At 70.0% G+C, this 17,538-nt stretch carries 17 protein-coding genes; 9 read left to right on the top strand and 8 right to left on the bottom strand.

The window, feature by feature from the left end:
* Window positions 1–94: 94 nt before the first annotated feature.
* Both ACFVW8_RS05995 and ACFVW8_RS06000 read left to right on the top strand, forming a co-directional pair.
* Entirely contained in the window at window positions 95–1,120 is a 1,026-nt protein-coding gene (locus tag ACFVW8_RS05995; RefSeq protein WP_389686483.1) for an SAM-dependent methyltransferase, read from the top strand.
* 169 nt (window positions 1,121–1,289) lie between these two features.
* Window positions 1,290–2,432: an NADH-quinone oxidoreductase subunit D gene (locus ACFVW8_RS06000; RefSeq protein ID WP_389686485.1), complete on the top strand. Its 1,143-nt coding sequence runs from the start codon at window positions 1,290–1,292 to the stop codon at window positions 2,430–2,432.
* A 35-nt stretch (window positions 2,433–2,467) separates the two neighbouring features.
* Here ACFVW8_RS06000 and ACFVW8_RS06005 read toward each other — a convergent pair whose 3' ends face one another.
* The 4 genes from ACFVW8_RS06005 to ACFVW8_RS06020 form a co-directional block, all read right to left on the bottom strand.
* Window positions 2,468–3,487, bottom strand: a complete 1,020-nt coding sequence (locus ACFVW8_RS06005) for a hypothetical protein (protein ID WP_389686487.1) — start codon at window positions 3,485–3,487, stop codon at window positions 2,468–2,470.
* Between the two features lie 205 nt (window positions 3,488–3,692).
* Complete coding sequence (locus ACFVW8_RS06010; RefSeq protein ID WP_389686489.1) at window positions 3,693–4,664, bottom strand: ABC transporter substrate-binding protein; 972 nt, start codon at window positions 4,662–4,664, stop codon at window positions 3,693–3,695.
* Between the two features lie 69 nt (window positions 4,665–4,733).
* Entirely contained in the window at window positions 4,734–5,408 is a 675-nt protein-coding gene (locus ACFVW8_RS06015) for an ABC transporter permease (RefSeq protein ID WP_389686491.1), read from the bottom strand.
* Window positions 5,409–5,412: 4 nt separating this feature from the next.
* A complete protein-coding gene (locus ACFVW8_RS06020; RefSeq protein ID WP_389686493.1) occupies window positions 5,413–6,126 on the bottom strand; it encodes an ABC transporter permease in 714 nt (237 codons plus the stop codon).
* Between the two features lie 131 nt (window positions 6,127–6,257).
* On the opposite strand from ACFVW8_RS06020, the gene ACFVW8_RS06025 reads away from it, so the two are divergent.
* A complete protein-coding gene (locus ACFVW8_RS06025) occupies window positions 6,258–7,463 on the top strand; it encodes a betaine/proline/choline family ABC transporter ATP-binding protein (RefSeq protein WP_389686495.1) in 1,206 nt (401 codons plus the stop codon).
* A gap of 130 nt (window positions 7,464–7,593) precedes the next feature.
* Here ACFVW8_RS06025 and ACFVW8_RS06030 read toward each other — a convergent pair whose 3' ends face one another.
* Window positions 7,594–8,715: an alpha/beta hydrolase gene (locus ACFVW8_RS06030; RefSeq protein WP_389686497.1), complete on the bottom strand. Its 1,122-nt coding sequence runs from the start codon at window positions 8,713–8,715 to the stop codon at window positions 7,594–7,596.
* 140 nt (window positions 8,716–8,855) lie between these two features.
* Between ACFVW8_RS06030 and ACFVW8_RS06035 the strand changes: the two genes are divergently transcribed.
* The 6 genes from ACFVW8_RS06035 to ACFVW8_RS06060 all read left to right on the top strand — a co-directional run bounded on the left by ACFVW8_RS06035 (window position 8,856) and on the right by ACFVW8_RS06060 (window position 13,906).
* The gene (locus ACFVW8_RS06035) at window positions 8,856–10,697 is read left to right on the top strand and encodes a phosphatidylglycerol lysyltransferase domain-containing protein (protein WP_389686499.1); all 1,842 of its coding nucleotides are present in this window, start codon (window positions 8,856–8,858) and stop codon (window positions 10,695–10,697) included.
* A 194-nt stretch (window positions 10,698–10,891) separates the two neighbouring features.
* Window positions 10,892–11,689, top strand: a complete 798-nt coding sequence (folP, locus tag ACFVW8_RS06040; protein WP_389686629.1) for a dihydropteroate synthase — start codon at window positions 10,892–10,894, stop codon at window positions 11,687–11,689.
* Complete coding sequence (locus ACFVW8_RS06045; protein WP_389686501.1) at window positions 11,686–12,168, top strand: nuclear transport factor 2 family protein; 483 nt, start codon at window positions 11,686–11,688, stop codon at window positions 12,166–12,168. The genes folP and ACFVW8_RS06045 overlap by 4 nt, the downstream gene beginning before the upstream one ends.
* A 211-nt stretch (window positions 12,169–12,379) precedes the next feature.
* Entirely contained in the window at window positions 12,380–12,739 is a 360-nt protein-coding gene (folB, locus tag ACFVW8_RS06050; protein WP_389686503.1) for a dihydroneopterin aldolase, read from the top strand.
* Window positions 12,736–13,347 (top strand): 2-amino-4-hydroxy-6-hydroxymethyldihydropteridine diphosphokinase, encoded by a 612-nt coding sequence (folK, locus tag ACFVW8_RS06055; RefSeq protein WP_389686505.1) that lies wholly within the window; start codon window positions 12,736–12,738, stop codon window positions 13,345–13,347. The genes folB and folK overlap by 4 nt, the downstream gene beginning before the upstream one ends.
* 73 nt (window positions 13,348–13,420) lie before the next feature.
* On the top strand, window positions 13,421–13,906 hold the full coding sequence (locus tag ACFVW8_RS06060) for a DUF3180 domain-containing protein (RefSeq protein WP_389686507.1): 486 nt from the start codon (window positions 13,421–13,423) through the stop codon (window positions 13,904–13,906).
* A gap of 46 nt (window positions 13,907–13,952) precedes the next feature.
* Here ACFVW8_RS06060 and folE read toward each other — a convergent pair whose 3' ends face one another.
* From folE to hpt, 3 genes are all read right to left on the bottom strand, one after another.
* Window positions 13,953–14,558 (bottom strand): GTP cyclohydrolase I FolE, encoded by a 606-nt coding sequence (folE, locus tag ACFVW8_RS06065; protein WP_389686509.1) that lies wholly within the window; start codon window positions 14,556–14,558, stop codon window positions 13,953–13,955.
* A 148-nt stretch (window positions 14,559–14,706) separates the two neighbouring features.
* Complete coding sequence (gene ftsH, locus ACFVW8_RS06070; protein WP_389686511.1) at window positions 14,707–16,734, bottom strand: ATP-dependent zinc metalloprotease FtsH; 2,028 nt, start codon at window positions 16,732–16,734, stop codon at window positions 14,707–14,709.
* 195 nt (window positions 16,735–16,929) lie between these two features.
* A complete protein-coding gene (hpt, locus tag ACFVW8_RS06075; RefSeq protein ID WP_145767241.1) occupies window positions 16,930–17,469 on the bottom strand; it encodes a hypoxanthine phosphoribosyltransferase in 540 nt (179 codons plus the stop codon).
* Window positions 17,470–17,538: the final 69 nt, after the last annotated feature.

The following is a 17,538-nucleotide window of genomic DNA, read 5'->3' on the forward strand; positions in this document are numbered from 1 at the left end:
AACCCAGCGTAGGGACAGGCGACAGGTGCCCGGGTCAGCCGAAGGGCCGATCCGGGTCCGGAGACCGTACTCCCCAAGGTGGAGACTTGGATACGTGACGGATGACTGGCGCGGGTGGCAGGAGGCGGCCGAGACCGCTTTGTACGGCGACGAGGGGTTCTACCGGAGCCCCGAGGGACCCGCGGGCCATTTCCGTACGTCCGTACACGCCTCCCCGTTGTTCGCCGCGGCCGTCGCCCGGCTGCTGGTCAGGACGGCCGGGGAGCTCGGGACCGATGCGGTGGACCTGGTGGACCTGGGGGCGGGGCGCGGAGAGCTGCTGACGGGGGTCCTCGCGGCGCTGCCTGCCGAGGGCGGCGGCGGCCTCGCGGTCCGGGCGTACGCCGTGGAGCTTGCCGACCGCCCCTTCGGCCTCGACCCCCGGGTGGAGTGGTGCGCGAAGCCGCCGCAGGGTGCGCGCGGGCTGCTGTTCGCCAACGAGTGGCTGGACAACGTGCCGACGCCGGTCGCCGAGACCGGTCCGGACGGCGTCGACCGTTACGTCCTGGTCCGTTCGGCGGACGGCGCGGAGCGGCCGGGCGAGCCGGTGAGCGGGGCGGACGCACGGTGGCTGAGCCGCTGGTGGCCGTCGGCGGGCCCGGGCAGCCGGGCCGAGATCGGCCGCCCGCGCGACGAGGCCTGGGCCCGCGCCGTGTCCACGCTGTCCGGCGGGCTCGCGGTGGCGGTGGACTACATGCACCTGCGGGAGACCCGACCGCCGTTCGGCACCCTGACCGGCTTCCGTGCGGGACGCGAGGTGCGGCCGGTGCCGGACGGCGGCTGCGACCTCACCTCGCACGTGGCGCTGGACGCGTGCGCGGCGGCGGGTGGCCCGGCAGCGGAGATCCGCACCCAGCGCGAGGCGCTGCGCGACCTGGGCGTCTTCGGGGACCGCCCGCCGCTGTCCCTCGCGTCGAGCGATCCGGCCGCATACGTGCGGGCGCTGGCCGGCGCGGGCGAGGCCGCGGAACTGACCGCCCGCGGCGGCCTGGGCGACTTCGGCTGGCTGACCCAACGGGTGCCGTTCCCCTCGGGGGCGCTGCCCCCGAACCCCCGCTCCTCAATCGCCGGAGGGGCTTGAATTGTCCGGCCCGCATTCAAGCCCGCCGGGCACACTCCAGCCCGCCGGCGTTTGAGGCGCGCTTCCAGCCTCGCCGGCGTTTGAGGCGCGGGGGTTCGGGGGCAGGGCCCCCGCAAGCACGGGGAGGGGCTTGATTCGGCCCGCGCCCCCGCAGGGAATACTGTCCCGCATGACGGAGACGACAGTCGGCATCGGCGGCGCGGCGGAGAGCACCGACATGGTGCTCAACATCGGCCCGCAGCACCCCTCCACCCACGGCGTGCTCCGGCTGCGGATCGTCCTCGACGGCGAACGCATCCAGCAGGCCGAACCGGTCATCGGCTACATGCACCGCGGCGCGGAGAAGCTCTTCGAGGCCCGCGACTACCGGCAGATCATCATGCTCGCCAACCGCCACGACTGGCTGTCGGCGTTCTCCAACGAACTGGGCGTCGTGACGGCCGTCGAGCGCATGCTCGGCATGGAGGTCCCGGAGCGCGCGGTCTGGACGCGCACCCTGCTCGCCGAGCTGAACCGGGTCCTCAACCACCTGATGTTCCTGGGCTCGTACCCGCTGGAACTCGGCGGCATCACCCCGGTGTTCTACGCGTTCCGGGAGCGCGAGGAGCTCCAGGCCGTGATGGAGGAGGTCTCCGGCGGCCGGATGCACTACATGTTCAACCGGGTCGGCGGCCTCAAGGAGGACCTCCCGGCGGGCTGGCTCGGCCGCGCCCGGGACGCCGTCGCCTCGGTCAGGTCCCGGATGGGCGTGTACGACGAACTGGTCCTCGGCAACGAGATCTTCCGGGGCCGCACCCGCGGGGTGGGCACGCTGTCGGCAGCGGCGGTGCACGCGTACGGGGTGTCGGGGCCGATCGCCCGCGCCTCGGGCGTCGACTTCGATCTGCGGCGCGACGAGCCGTATCTCGCGTACGGGGAGCTCCAGGACACCCTGAAGGTCGTCACCCGCACCGAGGGCGACTGCCTGGCCCGCTTCGAGTGCCTGCTGGACCAGACGCACAACGCCCTGGACCTGGCGGACGCCTGCCTGGACCGGATGGCGGACCTGGCACCCGGCCCGATCAACCAACGGCTGCCCAAGGTGCTGAAGGCCCCCGAGGGCCACACCTACGCCTGGACGGAGAACCCGCTCGGCGTCAACGGCTACTACCTGGTGTCCAAGGGCGAGAAGACGCCGTACCGGCTGAAGCTCCGCTCGGCCTCGTTCAACAACATCCAGGCGCTCACCGAGCTGCTGCCCGGCACCCTGGTCGCCGACATGGTGGCGATCCTGGGCTCGCTGTTCTTCGTCGTCGGCGACATCGACAAGTAGGACAAGCAGACCGACGGGTAACAGGCCGGTACCGCCTACGAGATCGCGCTGCGCAGCTCCGCCACGTCCAGCTGCTCGGTCTCGTCGTGCGCGGTCAGGTCGATGACCTTGCCGACGGCCCGGTTGTCGGCGGCGCCCGTGCGGTGCGCGGCCAGCGCCTCCTCGCCCACCACGTCGGCGAGGTCCTCGTTCTGCACGGACTCGATCGCGGCGTCCGCCTTCTGCGTACCGAAGAAGTCGAAGCTGCCCTGCGGCACCAGATGACGGCGGGCCGCCGCGTACGGGACGACCGCACTGGCGGCCGGCACGGGGCGCTGCGCGGGCAGTGCCTGGGGCGGCCGGGACGCGGGCAGCGCGGCCGGGCGGCGGTGCTGCTCGCCCGTCGTGGCGCCGGCCGGCGCGGCCGTCGCATGCTTGCCCTGCCGCTCCTCCGCCGCCCGGGCCCGCTCCGCGAGATCCCGCTTCCTGGCCTGCTCGGCGGTGCGACGCGCCTCCTGGAGCGCCCCGTTGCGTGTGAGGTCCTCCAACGCCTGGGCGGCGCGCAGATATCCGGCCGGAGTCGGGGTGCTGCGAGCGGCGGGCAGTTCGCGGGGCGGCGCGGCCGCCTCCAGGGCAAGCTGCCGACGGCTCTCCAGCACACTGGCGCGCTCGGTCTCGGCGTTGGCGTACCGGCGCAGCAGCCCGGCGTGTTCGCCGCGCAGTCCGGCGAGCTCGACGCGCTTGCGGCGCAGCTTCGTCTCCAGACGGGCGCGCAGCTCGCGCGACTCCTCCAGATCGGCTTCGATCTCCGCTATGCGTTCCTCGGCCCGCCACTCGTCGCCCTGGCGGGCGCGGGTCAGCTCCGCGACGCGACGGCCGGCCTCCCGGTCCCAGCTGCGCATCAGATACGCGCCGGTGAGGGCGGCGACCGCCGCGGCGGCGACCAGGGCACGCAGGACCAGCGGCTCTGCGAGTAGCCAGGCTCCCGCGGCACAGAGGACCGAGGCTCCGGCCACGGCCGAAGGCGGCAGGATTCTGTGCAGAGGTGGCGAATGGCGATGGCGTCCACGTGGCATGGCCTGAAATTTACCGTGCGTACGGTCTGCTTGGGAGGCCGCCCGGCAATCTGTTCCCCGCCGGTTACCTGACGGCCCCTGAACCACTCACTCCGCTCGCGCGGCCGGGAGTTCCCGCAGGCCTTCGAAAGCGGCTTCCGGAGCGCCTTGCGGCGCCTGTTCCGGAGCCCCTTCCGCGGGCCTGCGGGCCTTCCACGGCCCTCGGTTACTTCTTGATCAGGCCCTTCGACCGAAGGTATTCCCTGGCCGCGTCCGCCGGCTTGGCCCGCTCGGCGTCGACCTTGCGGTTCAGTTCCGCCAGGTCCTCGGTGGTGAGCGCCTCGCTGAGTTTGCCGAGTGCGTCGGCGATGTCCTGTGCGCCCGCGTCCTTGGCATTGACGACCGGCAGAATGTTGTCCGCGTTCTGGAGCTTCTTGTCGTCCTCCAGGAACACCAGGTCGTAGGTGTCCAGCACGCCGTCCGTGGTGGTGGTGAGGACCAGCTGGTCCTTGCCGTCCTTGACCGCCTGCTTGGACTGCGGGGTGCCGACGCCCTTGGGGTCGATGCCGGTGACGTCGATGCCGTAGGTCTTCTTCAGCCCGGGTGCGCAGAACGGCCGCACCTCGCACTCGTCACCCGCCGCGATCTTCACCTTGGAGGCACCGAGGTCCGAAAGGGTCTTGAGCTTGTTCTTCGTGGCGAATTCCTTGGTGACCGCGAAGGCGTTCTGGTCGAGCGCCTTACCGGCCGGCAGCACCTTCAGTCCGCGCGGGGTCGCCAGCTTCTCCAGTGCGGTGACGGTGGCCGCGGTGTCACCCGAGGCGACCGGCTTCTTCTCGGCGGCCTTCGCCCCGTTCGCCTTGGCGTTGAGGAATTCGGCGATCGTCGCGGCGTATTCCGGTACGACGTCGATCTCGCCCTTCTCCAGCGAGGGTTCGTACAGTTCGCGGTTCTTCACCGTGGTGACCGAGGTGCTGTATCCGGCGTCCTTGAGGATCTGCGCGTACAGCTCCCCGAGCACCTTGGACTCGGTGAAGGCGGCGGCGCCGATGACGAGCGAGCCCTTCTTCGACGAGTCGTCTCCGCCGGCCGGTGCGCCGTTGTCCTTCTCCAGGCTGTCGCCGCCGCAGGCGGCGAGCGAGCCCGCCAGCGCGACGATGCCGATCACCGCGCCGGCTATGCGCGAGGTCTTGCTCATCTTGTTCTCCGTCCACGGCAACAGGGCCATATGCGATATGCGATGTCGGTTACGAAAGCCGGCCGGGGCTCACGCCGTCCGGCGGCGGCGAAGCGGGGACAGCAGCCGGTCGAGAACGACCAGCACCGTCTCCACCAGCAGAGCGAGCACGGCGACCAGCAGGGCCCCCGCGACCACCTGCGGGGTGTTGTACGTGTTGAATCCGGCGGTGATGATCCGGCCGAGACCGCCCTGGCCGACCATCGCCGCGATCGTCGCCGTGGCCACCACCTGGACCGCGGCCGAGCGCAGCCCGGTCATGATCATCGGGTAGGCCAGCGGGAGTTCGACGCGGAGGAAGAGCTGGCCGCCCGACATGCCCATTCCGCGCGCGGCCTCCGCCACCGAACGGTCGACCTCGGTCATCCCGACGTAGGCGTTGGTCAGCAGCGGCGGCACGGCGAACAGCACCAGGGCGATGACGGTGGGCACGTATCCGCTGTTGCGCAGCGGCGAGACCATGAAGAGCGCCAGCACCGCGAAGACCGGGACCGCCCGCCCCACGTTGGAGATGTTGACGGCCAGCGCGCCGCCCTTCCCGATATGCCCGAGGTAGAGCGCGATGGGCAGTGCGATGGCGCACGACAGGAGAAGTGCCACCCCGCTGACGTACAGATGCTCACCGAGCCGGTGGCTCACCCCGCTCTCCCCCGACCAGTTGGCGCCGGTGGTGAGCCAGGTCCAGGCCTCGCCGAGAACTCCCATGGGGTCAGACCGCCTTCGCCGTGCCGGCCGTGTCCACGGCGTTGTGCGCGCTTGATATGCGGGTCCACGGGGTCAGCAGCCGCTGCACGCCGAGCAGCAGCAGATCCGCCACCACCGCCAGCAGTACGCAGAGCACCGAGGCGGCCAGCACCTGGGCCTTGAAGAAGCTCGGCAGGGCGTCGTCGATGAGATTGCCCAGGCCGCCCCGGCCGACGATCGAACCGATCGTCGTCAGCGCGATCGTGGACACCGTGGTTATGCGTATCCCGGCCATCAGCGCGGGCATGGCGAGCGGCAGCTCCACCTCCCACAGCAGCCGGGCGGGGCCGTAGCCCATGCCGCGCGCGGCCTCTTTCGCCTCCTGGGGCACCGCTTCGAGCCCCGCCAGGATGTTCCGCACGAGAATGGTCAGCGAATACAGCACCAGGCCGGTGACCACGAGCGCGGCGGAGAGCCCGAAAAGCGGCAGCAGCAACGAGAACATCGCGAGCGACGGCACGGTGTAGAGCACCGTGGTCAGCCCGAGAACCGGACCGGCGAAGCGCCGGCTGCGGCGGGCGAGCAGGGCCAGCGGAAATGCCACGGCGACCCCGATCGCCACCGAGACCGCGGTGATCCAGATGTGCTGGACCGTGGCATCGGTCAACTCCTGGCTGCGGGAACGGAGATACTCCCCGCAGATCCAGTCGTTCGTCACCAGGCAGTTCTGTGCGGCCATCTTGTCCCCCACCTCCCGATCGCCCACTCGTACTGATGTCCGGCGAGCCTATCCTCGACCACTGACAATCACGGAAGCCGTTGTATTCCAGCAACATGTCCGTCACAAAACACGCGCCACAATGGGGAACCATGATCCGTTTCGAGCACGTCACCAAGCGGTATGCGGACGGCACCACCGCCGTCGACGATCTTTCCTTCGAGGTCGCCGAGGGTGAACTCGTCACGCTCGTCGGACCCTCGGGGTGCGGCAAGACGACCACCATGAAGATGGTGAACCGGCTGATCGAACCGACCGAGGGGCGGATATTCCTCGACGGGGACGACATATCCGCCATCGACCCCGTCCAACTGCGGCGCCGTATCGGTTACGTGATCCAGCAGGTCGGTCTGTTTCCGCACAGAACGGTCCTGGAGAACACCGCGACCGTCCCCCATCTCCTCGGCTGGAAACGCGGAAAGGGCCGCGAACGCGCCGCGGAACTCCTCGATCTGGTCGGACTCGATCCTTCCGTTTATGGCGACCGATATCCGGAACAGCTCTCCGGCGGCCAGCGCCAACGCGTGGGCGTGGCAAGGGCGCTGGCCGCCGACCCGCCCGTGCTGCTGATGGACGAGCCTTTCGGTGCGGTCGACCCGGTCGTCCGGGAACGGCTGCAGAACGAATTCCTGAAGCTCCAGGCCCAGGTCCGCAAAACCGTGCTGTTCGTCACGCACGACATCGAGGAGGCCGTCCGGCTCGGCGACCGTATCGCCGTCTACGGACAGGGCTCGATCGAGCAGTTCGACTCGCCGGCCACGGTGCTCGGCGCCCCCGCCACCGACTACGTCGCGGATTTCGTCGGCGCGGACCGCGGCCTCAAGCGGCTGTCGGTCACCGCCATCGAGGAGAGCGACCTCGACCAGCCGCCGGTCGTCCACCTCGACGACCCGCTGGCCACGGCGACCGAACGGCTGCGCGCGGAAGGCGCCCGCTGGGCGGTCGTGCTGGACGGCGACGACCATCTGCACGGCTGGATCCCGGCCGGTGACGCGATCAGCGGCGCCAAGGGCACCGTGCGCGAACACGCCCGCCGGATGGAGGCGTGGCTGCCCGTCGGCGCCCCGCTCAAGCAGGCGTTCGCCACCATGCTCCAGCACGACGCCGGCTGGATCGCGGTCATCGACAAGGAGAGCGCGGGCCGGTTCCTGGGTGTGCTCACCCCGGCCCGGCTCCACGAGGCGCTGCGCCGGTCGATCGACGCGGACGACCGGGCCGTGCCGCGCGCCGAGGTGGCCGTGGAGAGCGTGGAGAGCGTGGCGGGTGCGGCGGGTGCGGCCAAGACCGCGGGCCGCTGAGGGCCGCCGCGTCCGGCACGGGCACGGGCTTCGGCTCCGGGTCCGGCACGGGCTTCAGCTCGGGCATGGGCTCCGGCTTCGGCTTCAGCCCCGGCTCCGGCTCCGGCTCCGGCTCCGGCTCCGGCTCCGGTCAGTTCTCGCTGAGCCGGCTGCTCATCCACTCCAGCGAGGCCGGGATCTCCCGGCGCCAGGTGTTGAAGTTGTGCCCGCCGCTGCCGAGCACGATCGACGAGGCCTGGGCGGGCGACTTCACCTTCGCCAGGAACTGCCGCGTGGAGGCGTAGTTCGCCTCGCCGTGGCGGGAGGTCGTCACCAGGAAGGACGAGTCGGGCAGCGGCCGGTGGTCCAGGGTCCACAGCAGGTCGGCGCGCTCGCGTGCCTGCCGGTCGCCGTGGAAGAGGTCACCGGTCGTCGGGTCCTCGGCCGCCTTGTAGTACGCGGAGAGCCCCGCGCTCGCCGTGAACCGGTCCGGGTGGTGCAGCCCGATCTTCAGGGCGCAGTAGCCACCGGTCGAGTTGCCGATGATGCCCCAGTTGCGGGCATGCCGGCCGACCCGGTAGGCGGCCGAGACCGCCGGGGGGAGGTCCTTCGCGAAGAAGGTCTCGGTCTGCGGACCACCCTTTATGTCCACGCACTCGGTGTCCCTGGGCGGCGCCACCGTCGGCCGCAGCATCACCAGGACCATCGGCTGTGCCCGGCCCGCCTTCACCCGGTCGAGTGACGTGCGCGGGTAGCGCAGCCCCTTGATGAGGTTCTCCGACGTGCCCGGGTAGCCCGTGAGCACCACGACCGCGGGGAACTTCCGCCGGGCGTACGCCGCCTGGAAGTACTCCGGCGGCAGGTACACGTACGCCGAGCTCTCGATCTTCGAGTGCCGCCCCGCGATCACGACCTTGTCGATCCGGCCGCCCCGGGCGGGCAGCGCACCGCCCGGCACGTCCGGCCGCTGTGTCCCCACCCGGACGATGTTCTTCGCGGCCAGGGCCTCGGCGGCATGATCGGTGACCACGCCCAGCTCCTGCTTCCGGCCGAACAGATCCGCCCAGGAGCCGTAGAAGAGGAACGAGTTGTTGGCCATCAGGCCGACCGAGGCGAACACCGCCACCTGGGTCGCCAGCAGCAGCCCGACCCGGCCGAACACCATGGGCACACTGCGCCGGGCGAACCGCGGCCAGAGCCAGATCGTGACGGCGAACAGCACGACGGCCAGCGTGATCGCCAGGATCAGCACTGCCTTGCCGGTAAGGCCCATGGCGGTTGAACTTTCTTGTCAGGAAATTTCCGGGATACGGGTGAACCCGTGGCCCGGAAGGCTCGTCCTAGAGGTCGCACATCGTCCGCAGGGCTCCGGCCGACGGACTCCAAGAATCTCTCGCGGAACCACGGGAAGCGATGTCTGTCACGCTAGATGGGGATAAATCGGGATCGGTTCCGAATGGTGCACGCACGTTCGTGCGCGGACCGAGGCCCGAGACCGTACCGGTGGTCGTCGGCACCGCCTGCACCGTGGTCGGACTGATCGACGTCGCCGCGGGGGTCTTCCCGCGCTTCCGCCACAGCCGGATGCACACCCTCGCCGAGGTGCTCCCCGGAGCCCTCGGCCCGTTCGCCGCCGCGCTGTCGCTGAGCGCCGGCGTCCTGCTGCTGCTCCTGGCCCACGGCCTCAAGCGGCACAAGCGGCGGGCCTGGCGGGCTGCCGTCGTACTGCTCCCGGCCGGTGCGCTGTCGCAGTTCCTCTACCGGCACTCGGTGCTGGGCGTGGTCGTCTCGCTGACGCTGTGTTATCTGCTGGTACGCCACCGGAGTGAATTCGCCGCACTCCCCGACCCGCGCAGCCGTTGGAGGGCACTGGCCAACTTCGTCCTCCTCGGCGCTGGTTCGCTCGGCCTCGGTCTGGTCATCGTCAGCGTCCACCCCGGCCGGCTGGTCGGGAACCCCAGCATCGCCGACCGGCTCCAGCACGTGCTGTACGGACTGTTCGGCATCGAGGGCCCGGTCGAGTACGCCGGTGTCACCTCCTGGACCGTGGGCTACTCGCTGGGCGCGCTCGGTCTGCTGACCGCCGTCACCACCATCTACTTCGCGTTCCGCCCCGAACATCCTGCCGCCCGTCTCACCGAGGACGACGAGGACCGGCTGCGTGCACTGCTGGAACGGCACGGCCGCCGTGACTCGCTCGGCCACTTCGCGCTCCGCCGCGACAAGGCCGTGGTGTTCTCCCCCAGCGGCAAGGCCGCCGTCTGCTACCGCGTGGTGTCCGGGGTGATGCTGGCCAGCGGCGACCCGATCGGCGACGTGGAGGCCTGGCCGGGCGCCATCGAACGCTTCATGGACGAGGCCAGGGCCCACTCCTGGACGCCGGCCGTGATGGGCTGCAGCGAGACCGGCGGCGAGGTCTGGACCCGCGAGACGGGGCTCGACGCCCTGGAACTCGGCGACGAGGCGGTGGTGGACGCCGCGGATTTCTCGCTCGCCGGACGTGCGATGCGCAACGTACGCCAGATGGTGAAGCGCATTGAACGCGGCGGCTACGAGACCCGGGTCCGGCGGGTGGCCGACATCGGCGAGACCGAGCTGGCCCGGATCCGGCGCGCCGCAGCCGACTGGCGGGGCACCGACAACGAGCGCGGCTTCTCCATGGCGCTCGGCCGGATCGGCGACAGCGCCGACGCGGACTGCTTCATCGCCACCGCCCACAAGGCCGACGAACAGAGCGCCGAGTCCCCGTACGGCGACCTGAAGGCCGTACTCCACTTCGTCCCCTGGGGCACCGACGGCATGTCCCTGGACCTCATGCGCCGCGACCGCGCCGCCGACCCGGGGATGAACGAACTGCTGATCGTCGCCTCCCTCCAGGCCGCGCCCAGGCTCGGCATCACACGGGTCTCACTGAACTTCGCGATGTTCCGCTCCGCGCTGGCCCGCGGCGAGAAGCTGGGCGCAGGACCGGTGCTGCGGATCTGGCGCGGACTGCTGATCTTCCTGTCGCGCTGGTTCCAGATCGAGTCGCTGTACAAGTTCAACGCCAAGTTCCGGCCTCGCTGGGAGCCGCGGTTCGTGGTCTACCGCACCGCACGGGAGCTGCCCCGCATCTCACTGGCGGCCATGCAGGCCGAGGGCTTCGTCAGCTTCGCGCTCCCCCGTCCGCTGGCCCGCCGGCTGCCCGGCGGCGGACGGCGCCCGTGCGCGCACGGGACGGCCACCACCGGGGAGCACGGCGCCCACGCGGCGTGACCGGTCCCCTGGCGCGCCCAGGGCCTGTCGTCGAACTGCCGTCTGCCGCGTGACGCCATGCGCGCACTCTCGCCGCACGGCCGTCCTTCGGGCGACGACGGCAGTGCGACGACAGGCCCTAGGCTGGTCGTATGAGTACGTTGCGTGGACGAGGCACGGTCCTGGGCCTGCCGGAGTGGGACCGCTGTGCGGTCATGGGTGTCGTCAATGTGACCCCCGACTCCTTCTCCGACGGGGGCCGCTGGTTCGACACCACGGCGGCCGTCAAGCACGGTCTCGACCTGGTCGGCGAGGGCGCCGACCTGGTCGATGTCGGCGGTGAGTCGACCCGCCCCGGCGCCAGCAGGGTGGACGAGTCCGAGGAACTGCGGCGGGTGATCCCGGTCGTCCGCGGTCTGGCCTCGGAAGGGGTCACGGTCTCCGTGGACACCATGCGGGCCCGGGTCGCCGAACAGGCCGTCGCCGCCGGAGCGGTCCTCGTCAACGACGTGAGCGGCGGGCTCGCCGACCCGGAGATGATCCCGGTCGTCGCCGCCGCAGGGGTGCCCTTCGTCGTCATGCACTGGCGCGGCTTCAGCGAGTCCATGAACAGCCGGGCGGTCTACGAGGACGTCGTCACCGAGGTCGTCGACGAGCTGCGGACCCGGATGGACGCGGTGGTCGCGGGCGGTGTCGCGGCCGAACGGATCGTGATCGACCCCGGTCTCGGCTTCGCCAAGGACGCCGGCCACGACCTCTCGCTCATCGCCCGTCTGGACGCACTGCACGGACTGGGGCGCCCGCTGCTGGTCGCCGCCTCCCGGAAGCGGTTCCTGGGCCACGTACTGGCCGGTGCGGGCGCCGCCCCGCCGCCCGCCCGCGAACGTGACGCGGCCACCGCCGCGGTCTCCGCCATCTCCGCCCGTGCCGGCGCCTGGGCCGTCCGGGTCCACGAGGTACGGGCCACCGCCGACGCCGTACGCGTCGCCCGCGCCGTCGAGGGAGCCGCGTGAACGAGCCGCAGGACGAGCACGCGGCCGCGGCCGCCGACGTCGAGGCCGTGGAGCAGGCCAACACCGCCTTCTACGAGGCGCTGGAGCGCGGCGACCTCGAAGAGCTCACCGGGCTCTGGCTGCCCGGCGAGGACCTCACCGTCTCCTGCGTCCACCCGGGCTGGCCGGTGCTCACCGGCCGCGGGGAGGTGCTGCGCAGTTACGCCCTGATCATGGCGAACACCGAGTACATCCAGTTCTTCCTGACCGATGTCGGGGTCTCCATGACGGGCGACACCGCCCTGGTCACCTGCACCGAGAACATCCTCAGCGGCGGTCCCGCCGAGGAGGGCAGTTCCCTGGGGCCCCTCGTCGGCCAACTGGTGGTCGCCACCAATGTGTTCCGGCGCACTCCGGACGGCTGGAAGCTGTGGTCCCACCACGGTTCGCCCGTACTGGCCGAAACCGGTGAGGAAGAGGACGAAGAGTCACCCTCCTGAGTGGGTACAACCCCGGTGGAGGGTCGAAAAACAACTCCCCGGGATTGGGATCGGGCACATCCGGGTATCAGCGGCTACCAGCCCCGTGCGGTCCGCCGTGGCCCCCGCGGGCGAGTGCTGTCGGTGCTCGCAGGTAGATTCGAACGAGGGCAGGCAGCCGCCCGCACGCGGACCCGTGCCCCTACGACCAACAACAGCAGGAGTGATTCGCGTGGATCGTGTCGCGCTGCGCGGCCTCAAGGCCCGTGGGCACCATGGCGTCTTTCCCCGGGAACGGGCAGAGGGACAGACGTTCATCGTGGACCTGGTGCTCGGCCTCGACACCCGCCCCGCGGCAGCCGCCGACGACCTGACGAAGACCGTGCACTACGGGGTGGTCGCGGAGGAGGTCGTCGACGTCGTCAGGGGCGAGCCGGTCGACCTGATCGAGACGCTCGCGGAGCGCATCGCCCAGCAGTGCCTCAAGCACGAAGGCGTCGAGGAGGTGGAGGTCGTGGTGCACAAGCCGGATGCGCCGATCACTGTCCCCTTCGACGACGTGACCATCACCATCACCCGGAGCCGAGCATGACTGCATTTTCTACCGAGGGGCAGAGCGACCCGACCGTACAGCCGGTTCCCGCCTCCGTGGTCGAGCAGGTGGACGCCGCGGACATCACCCTCTCCAACCCCAAACGCGCCGTGATCTCCCTCGGCTCCAATCTCGGCAACCGCCTGGAGACGCTGCAGGGCGCCATCGACGCCCTGGAGGACACCCCGGGCCTCCGGGTCAAGGCCGTCTCCCCGGTGTACGAGACGGAGCCGTGGGGCGTCGACCCCGGCTCCCAGCCGTCGTACTTCAACGCGGTGGTCGTCGTGAAGACGACCCTGCCCCCCTCCTCGCTCCTGGAGCGCGGCCAGGCCATCGAAGAGGCCTTCGACCGGGTACGCGAGGAACGCTGGGGTCCGCGCACCATCGATGTCGACATCGTGGCGTACGCCGATCTGGTCTCCGACGACCCGGTGCTCACGCTCCCGCACCCCCGCGCCCGCGAGCGCGCCTTCGTCCTCGCCCCGTGGCACGACGTGGATCCGGCGGCCCAGCTCCCCGGCATCGGCCCGGTCGCCGATCTGCTGGCCGGTGTCGGCCGCGGCAGCGTACAGCCCAGGGGCGACCTGGAACTCCGGCTGCCCGAGTAGTCGTTAGGCTCACAGAGGACAGCAGGACAACTCAGCAGTACGCACCCACAGGCGGCGAAGGGCGGCTCACCCGGTGAAGCAACTACGGCTCGGAGTACTTGCCGGCCTCTTCGCCGCCGCCGGGGTGCTGTCCTGGGGCGGCGCCCGCCTCTGGGACTCCCTCGGCACCCTGCCGGGCGTGCCGCTGGCCGCACCCATCGTGCTCGCGGTGATCGCCGCCGCCCTGCTGGCGACGGCGCTCTCCATCCGTGCCCGGCTGCGCGCCCAGCGGGAGCGCCGTCCTGGTGCGAAGGGCGTCGAGCCGATGATGGCGGCCCGTGCCGTGGTCTTCGGCCAGGCCAGCGCCCTCGTCGTCGCCCTGGTCTCCGGGGTGTACGGCGGCACGGGCGTCTTCCTGCTCGGCTCCCTCGACATCCCGCCCCGCCGCGACCAGGCGATCTACGCCGGCTTCGCGGTCCTGGCCGGCATCGCGGTGATCGCGGCGGCCCTGTTCCTGGAGCACGTCTGCAAGCTCCCCGGCGACGAGGACGACAACAACAAGAACGCTGCGGCGGCGTAACCGCCCGCCGCGCTTCCGTCCCCGTCCGTCTCCGCTGCCTGCCGGGTCAGCGGGCCATGATCAGGCTCATGGCCTCGGCGCGCGTCGCGGGGTCGCGGAGCTGTCCGCGTACCGCCGAGGTCAGCGTCTTCGCACCGGGCTTGCGGATCCCGCGCATCGACATGCACATGTGCTCGCACTCCACGACGACGATGACGCCGCGCGGCTCCAGGATCTTCATCAGCGACTCGGCGACCTGCGTGGTCAGCCGCTCCTGGACCTGCGGCCGCCGGGCGTAGACATCCACCAGCCGGGCCAGCTTCGACAGACCGGTGATCTTGCCACTGGTCGCCGGGATGTAGCCGACATGAGCCACCCCGTGGAACGGCACCAGGTGATGCTCACAGGTGCTGAACACCTCGATGTCCTTGACCAGCACCATCTCGTCGTGGCCGAGGTCGAACGTGGTCGTCAGGACGTCCTCGGGCGCCTGGTAGAGGCCCGCGAATATCTCCTTGTACGCCCGCGCCACCCGCCCCGGCGTCTCGCGCAGCCCTTCCCTGTCCGGGTCCTCCCCCACGGCGAAGAGGAGCTCACGTACGGCTGCCGCGGCCCGCTTCTCGTCGAACTCGCCGATCGAACCCTGGCCGTCCAGCGTCACCGGGTCGGTCATCTGTGCCTCGTTCCTCTGAACTGTCAGCTGCGCGGACATCCGCGCAGACATACGAAAGCCGCGCCCCCCAGGCTAAAACCTGGGGGACGCGGCATCCATTCCGGGCCCGGTGGAGCCCCCGTGACAGGGGCCACACCGGGGTCGGTGTCTAGCTCTCGGGACGCTCCTCGGGGATCGACTCCGTGGCCGGGACAGCGTCCGTGACCGAGGTGCCGTTCGCCGTGGTGGCGCCGTTGGTGAGGGCGAGCTCCTTCGGGGAGAGCACAGGCGGCCGGGTGGACGGCGCGCGCCGGGCGGAGCCGGTCCACGCCGGACGGGCCGGACGCTTGACGATCGGAGCGAAGATCTCCGCGATCTCCGCCTTGCCGAGGGTCTCCTTCTCAAGGAGCTGGAGAACCAGTGCGTCAAGAACGTCGCGGTTCTCGACCAGGATCTCCCACGCGTCGTTGTGCGCGGTCTCGATGAGCTTCTTGACCTCTTCGTCGACCAGCGCGGCGACCTCTTCCGAGTAGTCGCGCTGATGGCCCATCTCGCGGCCCACGAAGGGTTCGGTGTTGTCGCCGCCGAACTTGATCGCGCCGAGCCGCTCCGTCATGCCGTACTGCGTGACCATCGCGCGGGCCGTTGCGGTGGCCTTCTCGATGTCGTTCGCAGCGCCGGTGGTCGGATCGTGGAAGACCAGCTCCTCGGCCGCGCGGCCGCCCAGCATGTAAGCCAGCTGGTCGAGCATCTCGTTGCGCGTCGTGGAGTACTTGTCCTCCTCCGGGAGCACCATCGTGTAACCGAGGGCGCGGCCGCGGGAGAGGATCGTGATCTTGTGGACCGGGTCCGACTGAGGTGAGGCCGCCGCGACCAGGGCGTGTCCGCCCTCGTGGTACGCGGTGATCTTCTTCTCCTTCTCGGACATGATCCGGGTCCGCTTCTGCGGACCCGCCACGACGCGGTCGATGGCCTCGTCGAGCATGTTGTTGTCGATGAGCTTCAGGTTGCTGCGCGCCGTGAGGAGCGCGGCTTCGTTCAGCACGTTCGACAGGTCGGCACCGGTGAAACCGGGCGTACGACGGGCAACGGCGCCGAGATCGACGTCCGGTGCGACCGGCTTGCCCTTCTGGTGGACCTTGAGGATCTCCAGCCGGCCCAGCATGTCCGGCCGGTCGACCGCGATCTGCCGGTCGAAGCGGCCCGGACGCAGCAGCGCCGGGTCGAGGATGTCCGGCCGGTTCGTGGCGGCGATCAGGATGACGCCGCCCTTCACGTCGAAGCCGTCCATCTCGACGAGCAGCTGGTTCAGCGTCTGCTCGCGCTCGTCGTGACCGCCGCCCATACCGGCACCGCGGTGCCGGCCGACTGCGTCGATCTCGTCGACGAAGACGATCGCCGGGGCGTTCGCCTTGGCCTGCTCGAAGAGGTCACGCACTCGGGAGGCGCCGACACCGACGAACATCTCGACGAAGTCGGAACCGGAGATCGAGTAGAACGGGACGCCCGCCTCGCCGGCCACGGCGCGTGCGAGCAGCGTCTTACCCGTACCGGGAGGCCCGTACAGCAGGACACCCTTGGGGATCTTGGCGCCGACGGCCTGGAACTTCGCCGGCTCCTGGAGGAACTCCTTGATCTCGTAGAGCTCCTCGACCGCCTCGTCCGAGCCCGCCACATCGGAGAACGTCGTCTTCGGGGTGTCCTTGGTGATCAGCTTGGCCTTGGACTTGCCGAACTGCATGACCTTGGAACCGCCACCCTGCATCTGGTTCATCAGAAACAGGAAGACGACCACGATGAGAACGAAGGGCAGCAGCGAGAAGAGGATCGAGACGAACGGGGACTGCTTCGACGGCGAGACGGTGTAACCCTTCTCGATGTCACCGCCCTCGAACTTCTTCTGCAGCATGTCGGCGAGCTCGACGCCCTGGTTGCCGATGTAGCTGGCCTGGAACTTGCTGCCGGACTCGCCGGAGAGTTTCTGGCCGTCCTTCAGCTCAATCTTGAGGATTTGATCGTCACCGGTGGTCAGCTTGGCCTGCTCCACCTGGTTCTTACTGATCGCCTGGATCACCTTGCCGGTGTCCACCGTCTTGTAGCCGCCGCCCGAGCCGACGACATTCATCAGCACGACCACGGCGAGGACGGCCAGCACGATCCACATGACCGGCCCACGGAAGTATCGCTTCACGTCCATCCATACGGAGCGAAGACGCCCCGTCCCTCCTGCCCGTAGGTAAATGCTGCTGTGAGTAAAGACTGTTCCTCGGACGGTACCCCAGCATTGTCACCGACGACCGCCGGGGACGTCTGTCAAACCCGCCTTCGAAGGCTCAACGGCGGGAAATCCGTGAGGGTTCCCCGGAGCCGGTGCGGCTTGCGCCGCGTCGGGTCAGCCGCCGTAGACGTGCGGGGCGAGCGTGCCGACGAAGGGGAGGTTGCGGTACTTCTCGGCGTAGTCCAGCCCGTAGCCGACGACGAACTCGCTGGGGATGTCGAAGCCGACCCACTTGCAGTCGAGCGCGACCTTCGCCGCGTCCGGCTTGCGCAGCAGGGTGCAGATCTCCAGCGAGGCGGGCTCGCGCGAGCCCAGGTTCGACATCAGCCAGGACAGGGTCAGACCCGAGTCGATGATGTCCTCGACGATCAGGACGTGCTTGCCCTTGATGTCGGTGTCCAGGTCCTTGAGGATCCGGACGACACCGGAGGACTGGGTGCCCGCGCCGTACGAGGAGACGGCCATCCAGTCCATGGTGACGGGGGTGGACAGGGCGCGTGCCAGGTCCGCCATGACCATCACCGCGCCCTTGAGGACACCGACGAGGAGCAGGTCCTTGCCCGCGTACTCCGCGTCGATCTTCGCGGCCAGCTCGACGAGCTTCGCGTCGATCTCTTCCTTGGTGAGGAGCACCGACTGAAGGTCGGTACCCATGTCCTTCTCGTTCACCCGCGTCTCTTTCTTTGCCTGCCGGGTCCGGGTGGTGTCCCGGACCTGCGCGGC

The sequence above is a fragment of the Streptomyces sp. NPDC058221 genome, assembly GCF_042882365.1.
Lineage (GTDB): Bacteria > Actinomycetota > Actinomycetes > Streptomycetales > Streptomycetaceae > Streptomyces.

Excerpts from the sequence above, each read along its gene's own strand:
- hpt (WP_145767241.1), bottom strand. The coding sequence starts at position 17,469 with ATGGGTACCGACCTTCAGTCGGTGCTCCTCACCAAGGAAGAGATCGAC.
- ACFVW8_RS06025 (WP_389686495.1), top strand. The coding sequence starts at position 6,258 with ATGATCCGTTTCGAGCACGTCACCAAGCGGTATGCGGACGGCACCACC.
- ACFVW8_RS06005 (WP_389686487.1), bottom strand. The coding sequence starts at position 3,487 with ATGCCACGTGGACGCCATCGCCATTCGCCACCTCTGCACAGAATCCTG.
- ACFVW8_RS06020 (WP_389686493.1), bottom strand. The coding sequence starts at position 6,126 with ATGGCCGCACAGAACTGCCTGGTGACGAACGACTGGATCTGCGGGGAG.
- ACFVW8_RS06015 (WP_389686491.1), bottom strand. The coding sequence starts at position 5,408 with ATGGGAGTTCTCGGCGAGGCCTGGACCTGGCTCACCACCGGCGCCAAC.
- folP (WP_389686629.1), top strand. The coding sequence starts at position 10,892 with ATGGGTGTCGTCAATGTGACCCCCGACTCCTTCTCCGACGGGGGCCGC.
- ACFVW8_RS06030 (WP_389686497.1), bottom strand. The coding sequence starts at position 8,715 with ATGGGCCTTACCGGCAAGGCAGTGCTGATCCTGGCGATCACGCTGGCC.
- ACFVW8_RS06010 (WP_389686489.1), bottom strand. The coding sequence starts at position 4,664 with ATGAGCAAGACCTCGCGCATAGCCGGCGCGGTGATCGGCATCGTCGCG.
- folK (WP_389686505.1), top strand. The coding sequence starts at position 12,736 with ATGACTGCATTTTCTACCGAGGGGCAGAGCGACCCGACCGTACAGCCG.
- folE (WP_389686509.1), bottom strand. The coding sequence starts at position 14,558 with ATGACCGACCCGGTGACGCTGGACGGCCAGGGTTCGATCGGCGAGTTC.
- ftsH (WP_389686511.1), bottom strand. The coding sequence starts at position 16,734 with ATGGACGTGAAGCGATACTTCCGTGGGCCGGTCATGTGGATCGTGCTG.
- ACFVW8_RS06035 (WP_389686499.1), top strand. The coding sequence starts at position 8,856 with ATGTCTGTCACGCTAGATGGGGATAAATCGGGATCGGTTCCGAATGGT.
- ACFVW8_RS06000 (WP_389686485.1), top strand. The coding sequence starts at position 1,290 with ATGACGGAGACGACAGTCGGCATCGGCGGCGCGGCGGAGAGCACCGAC.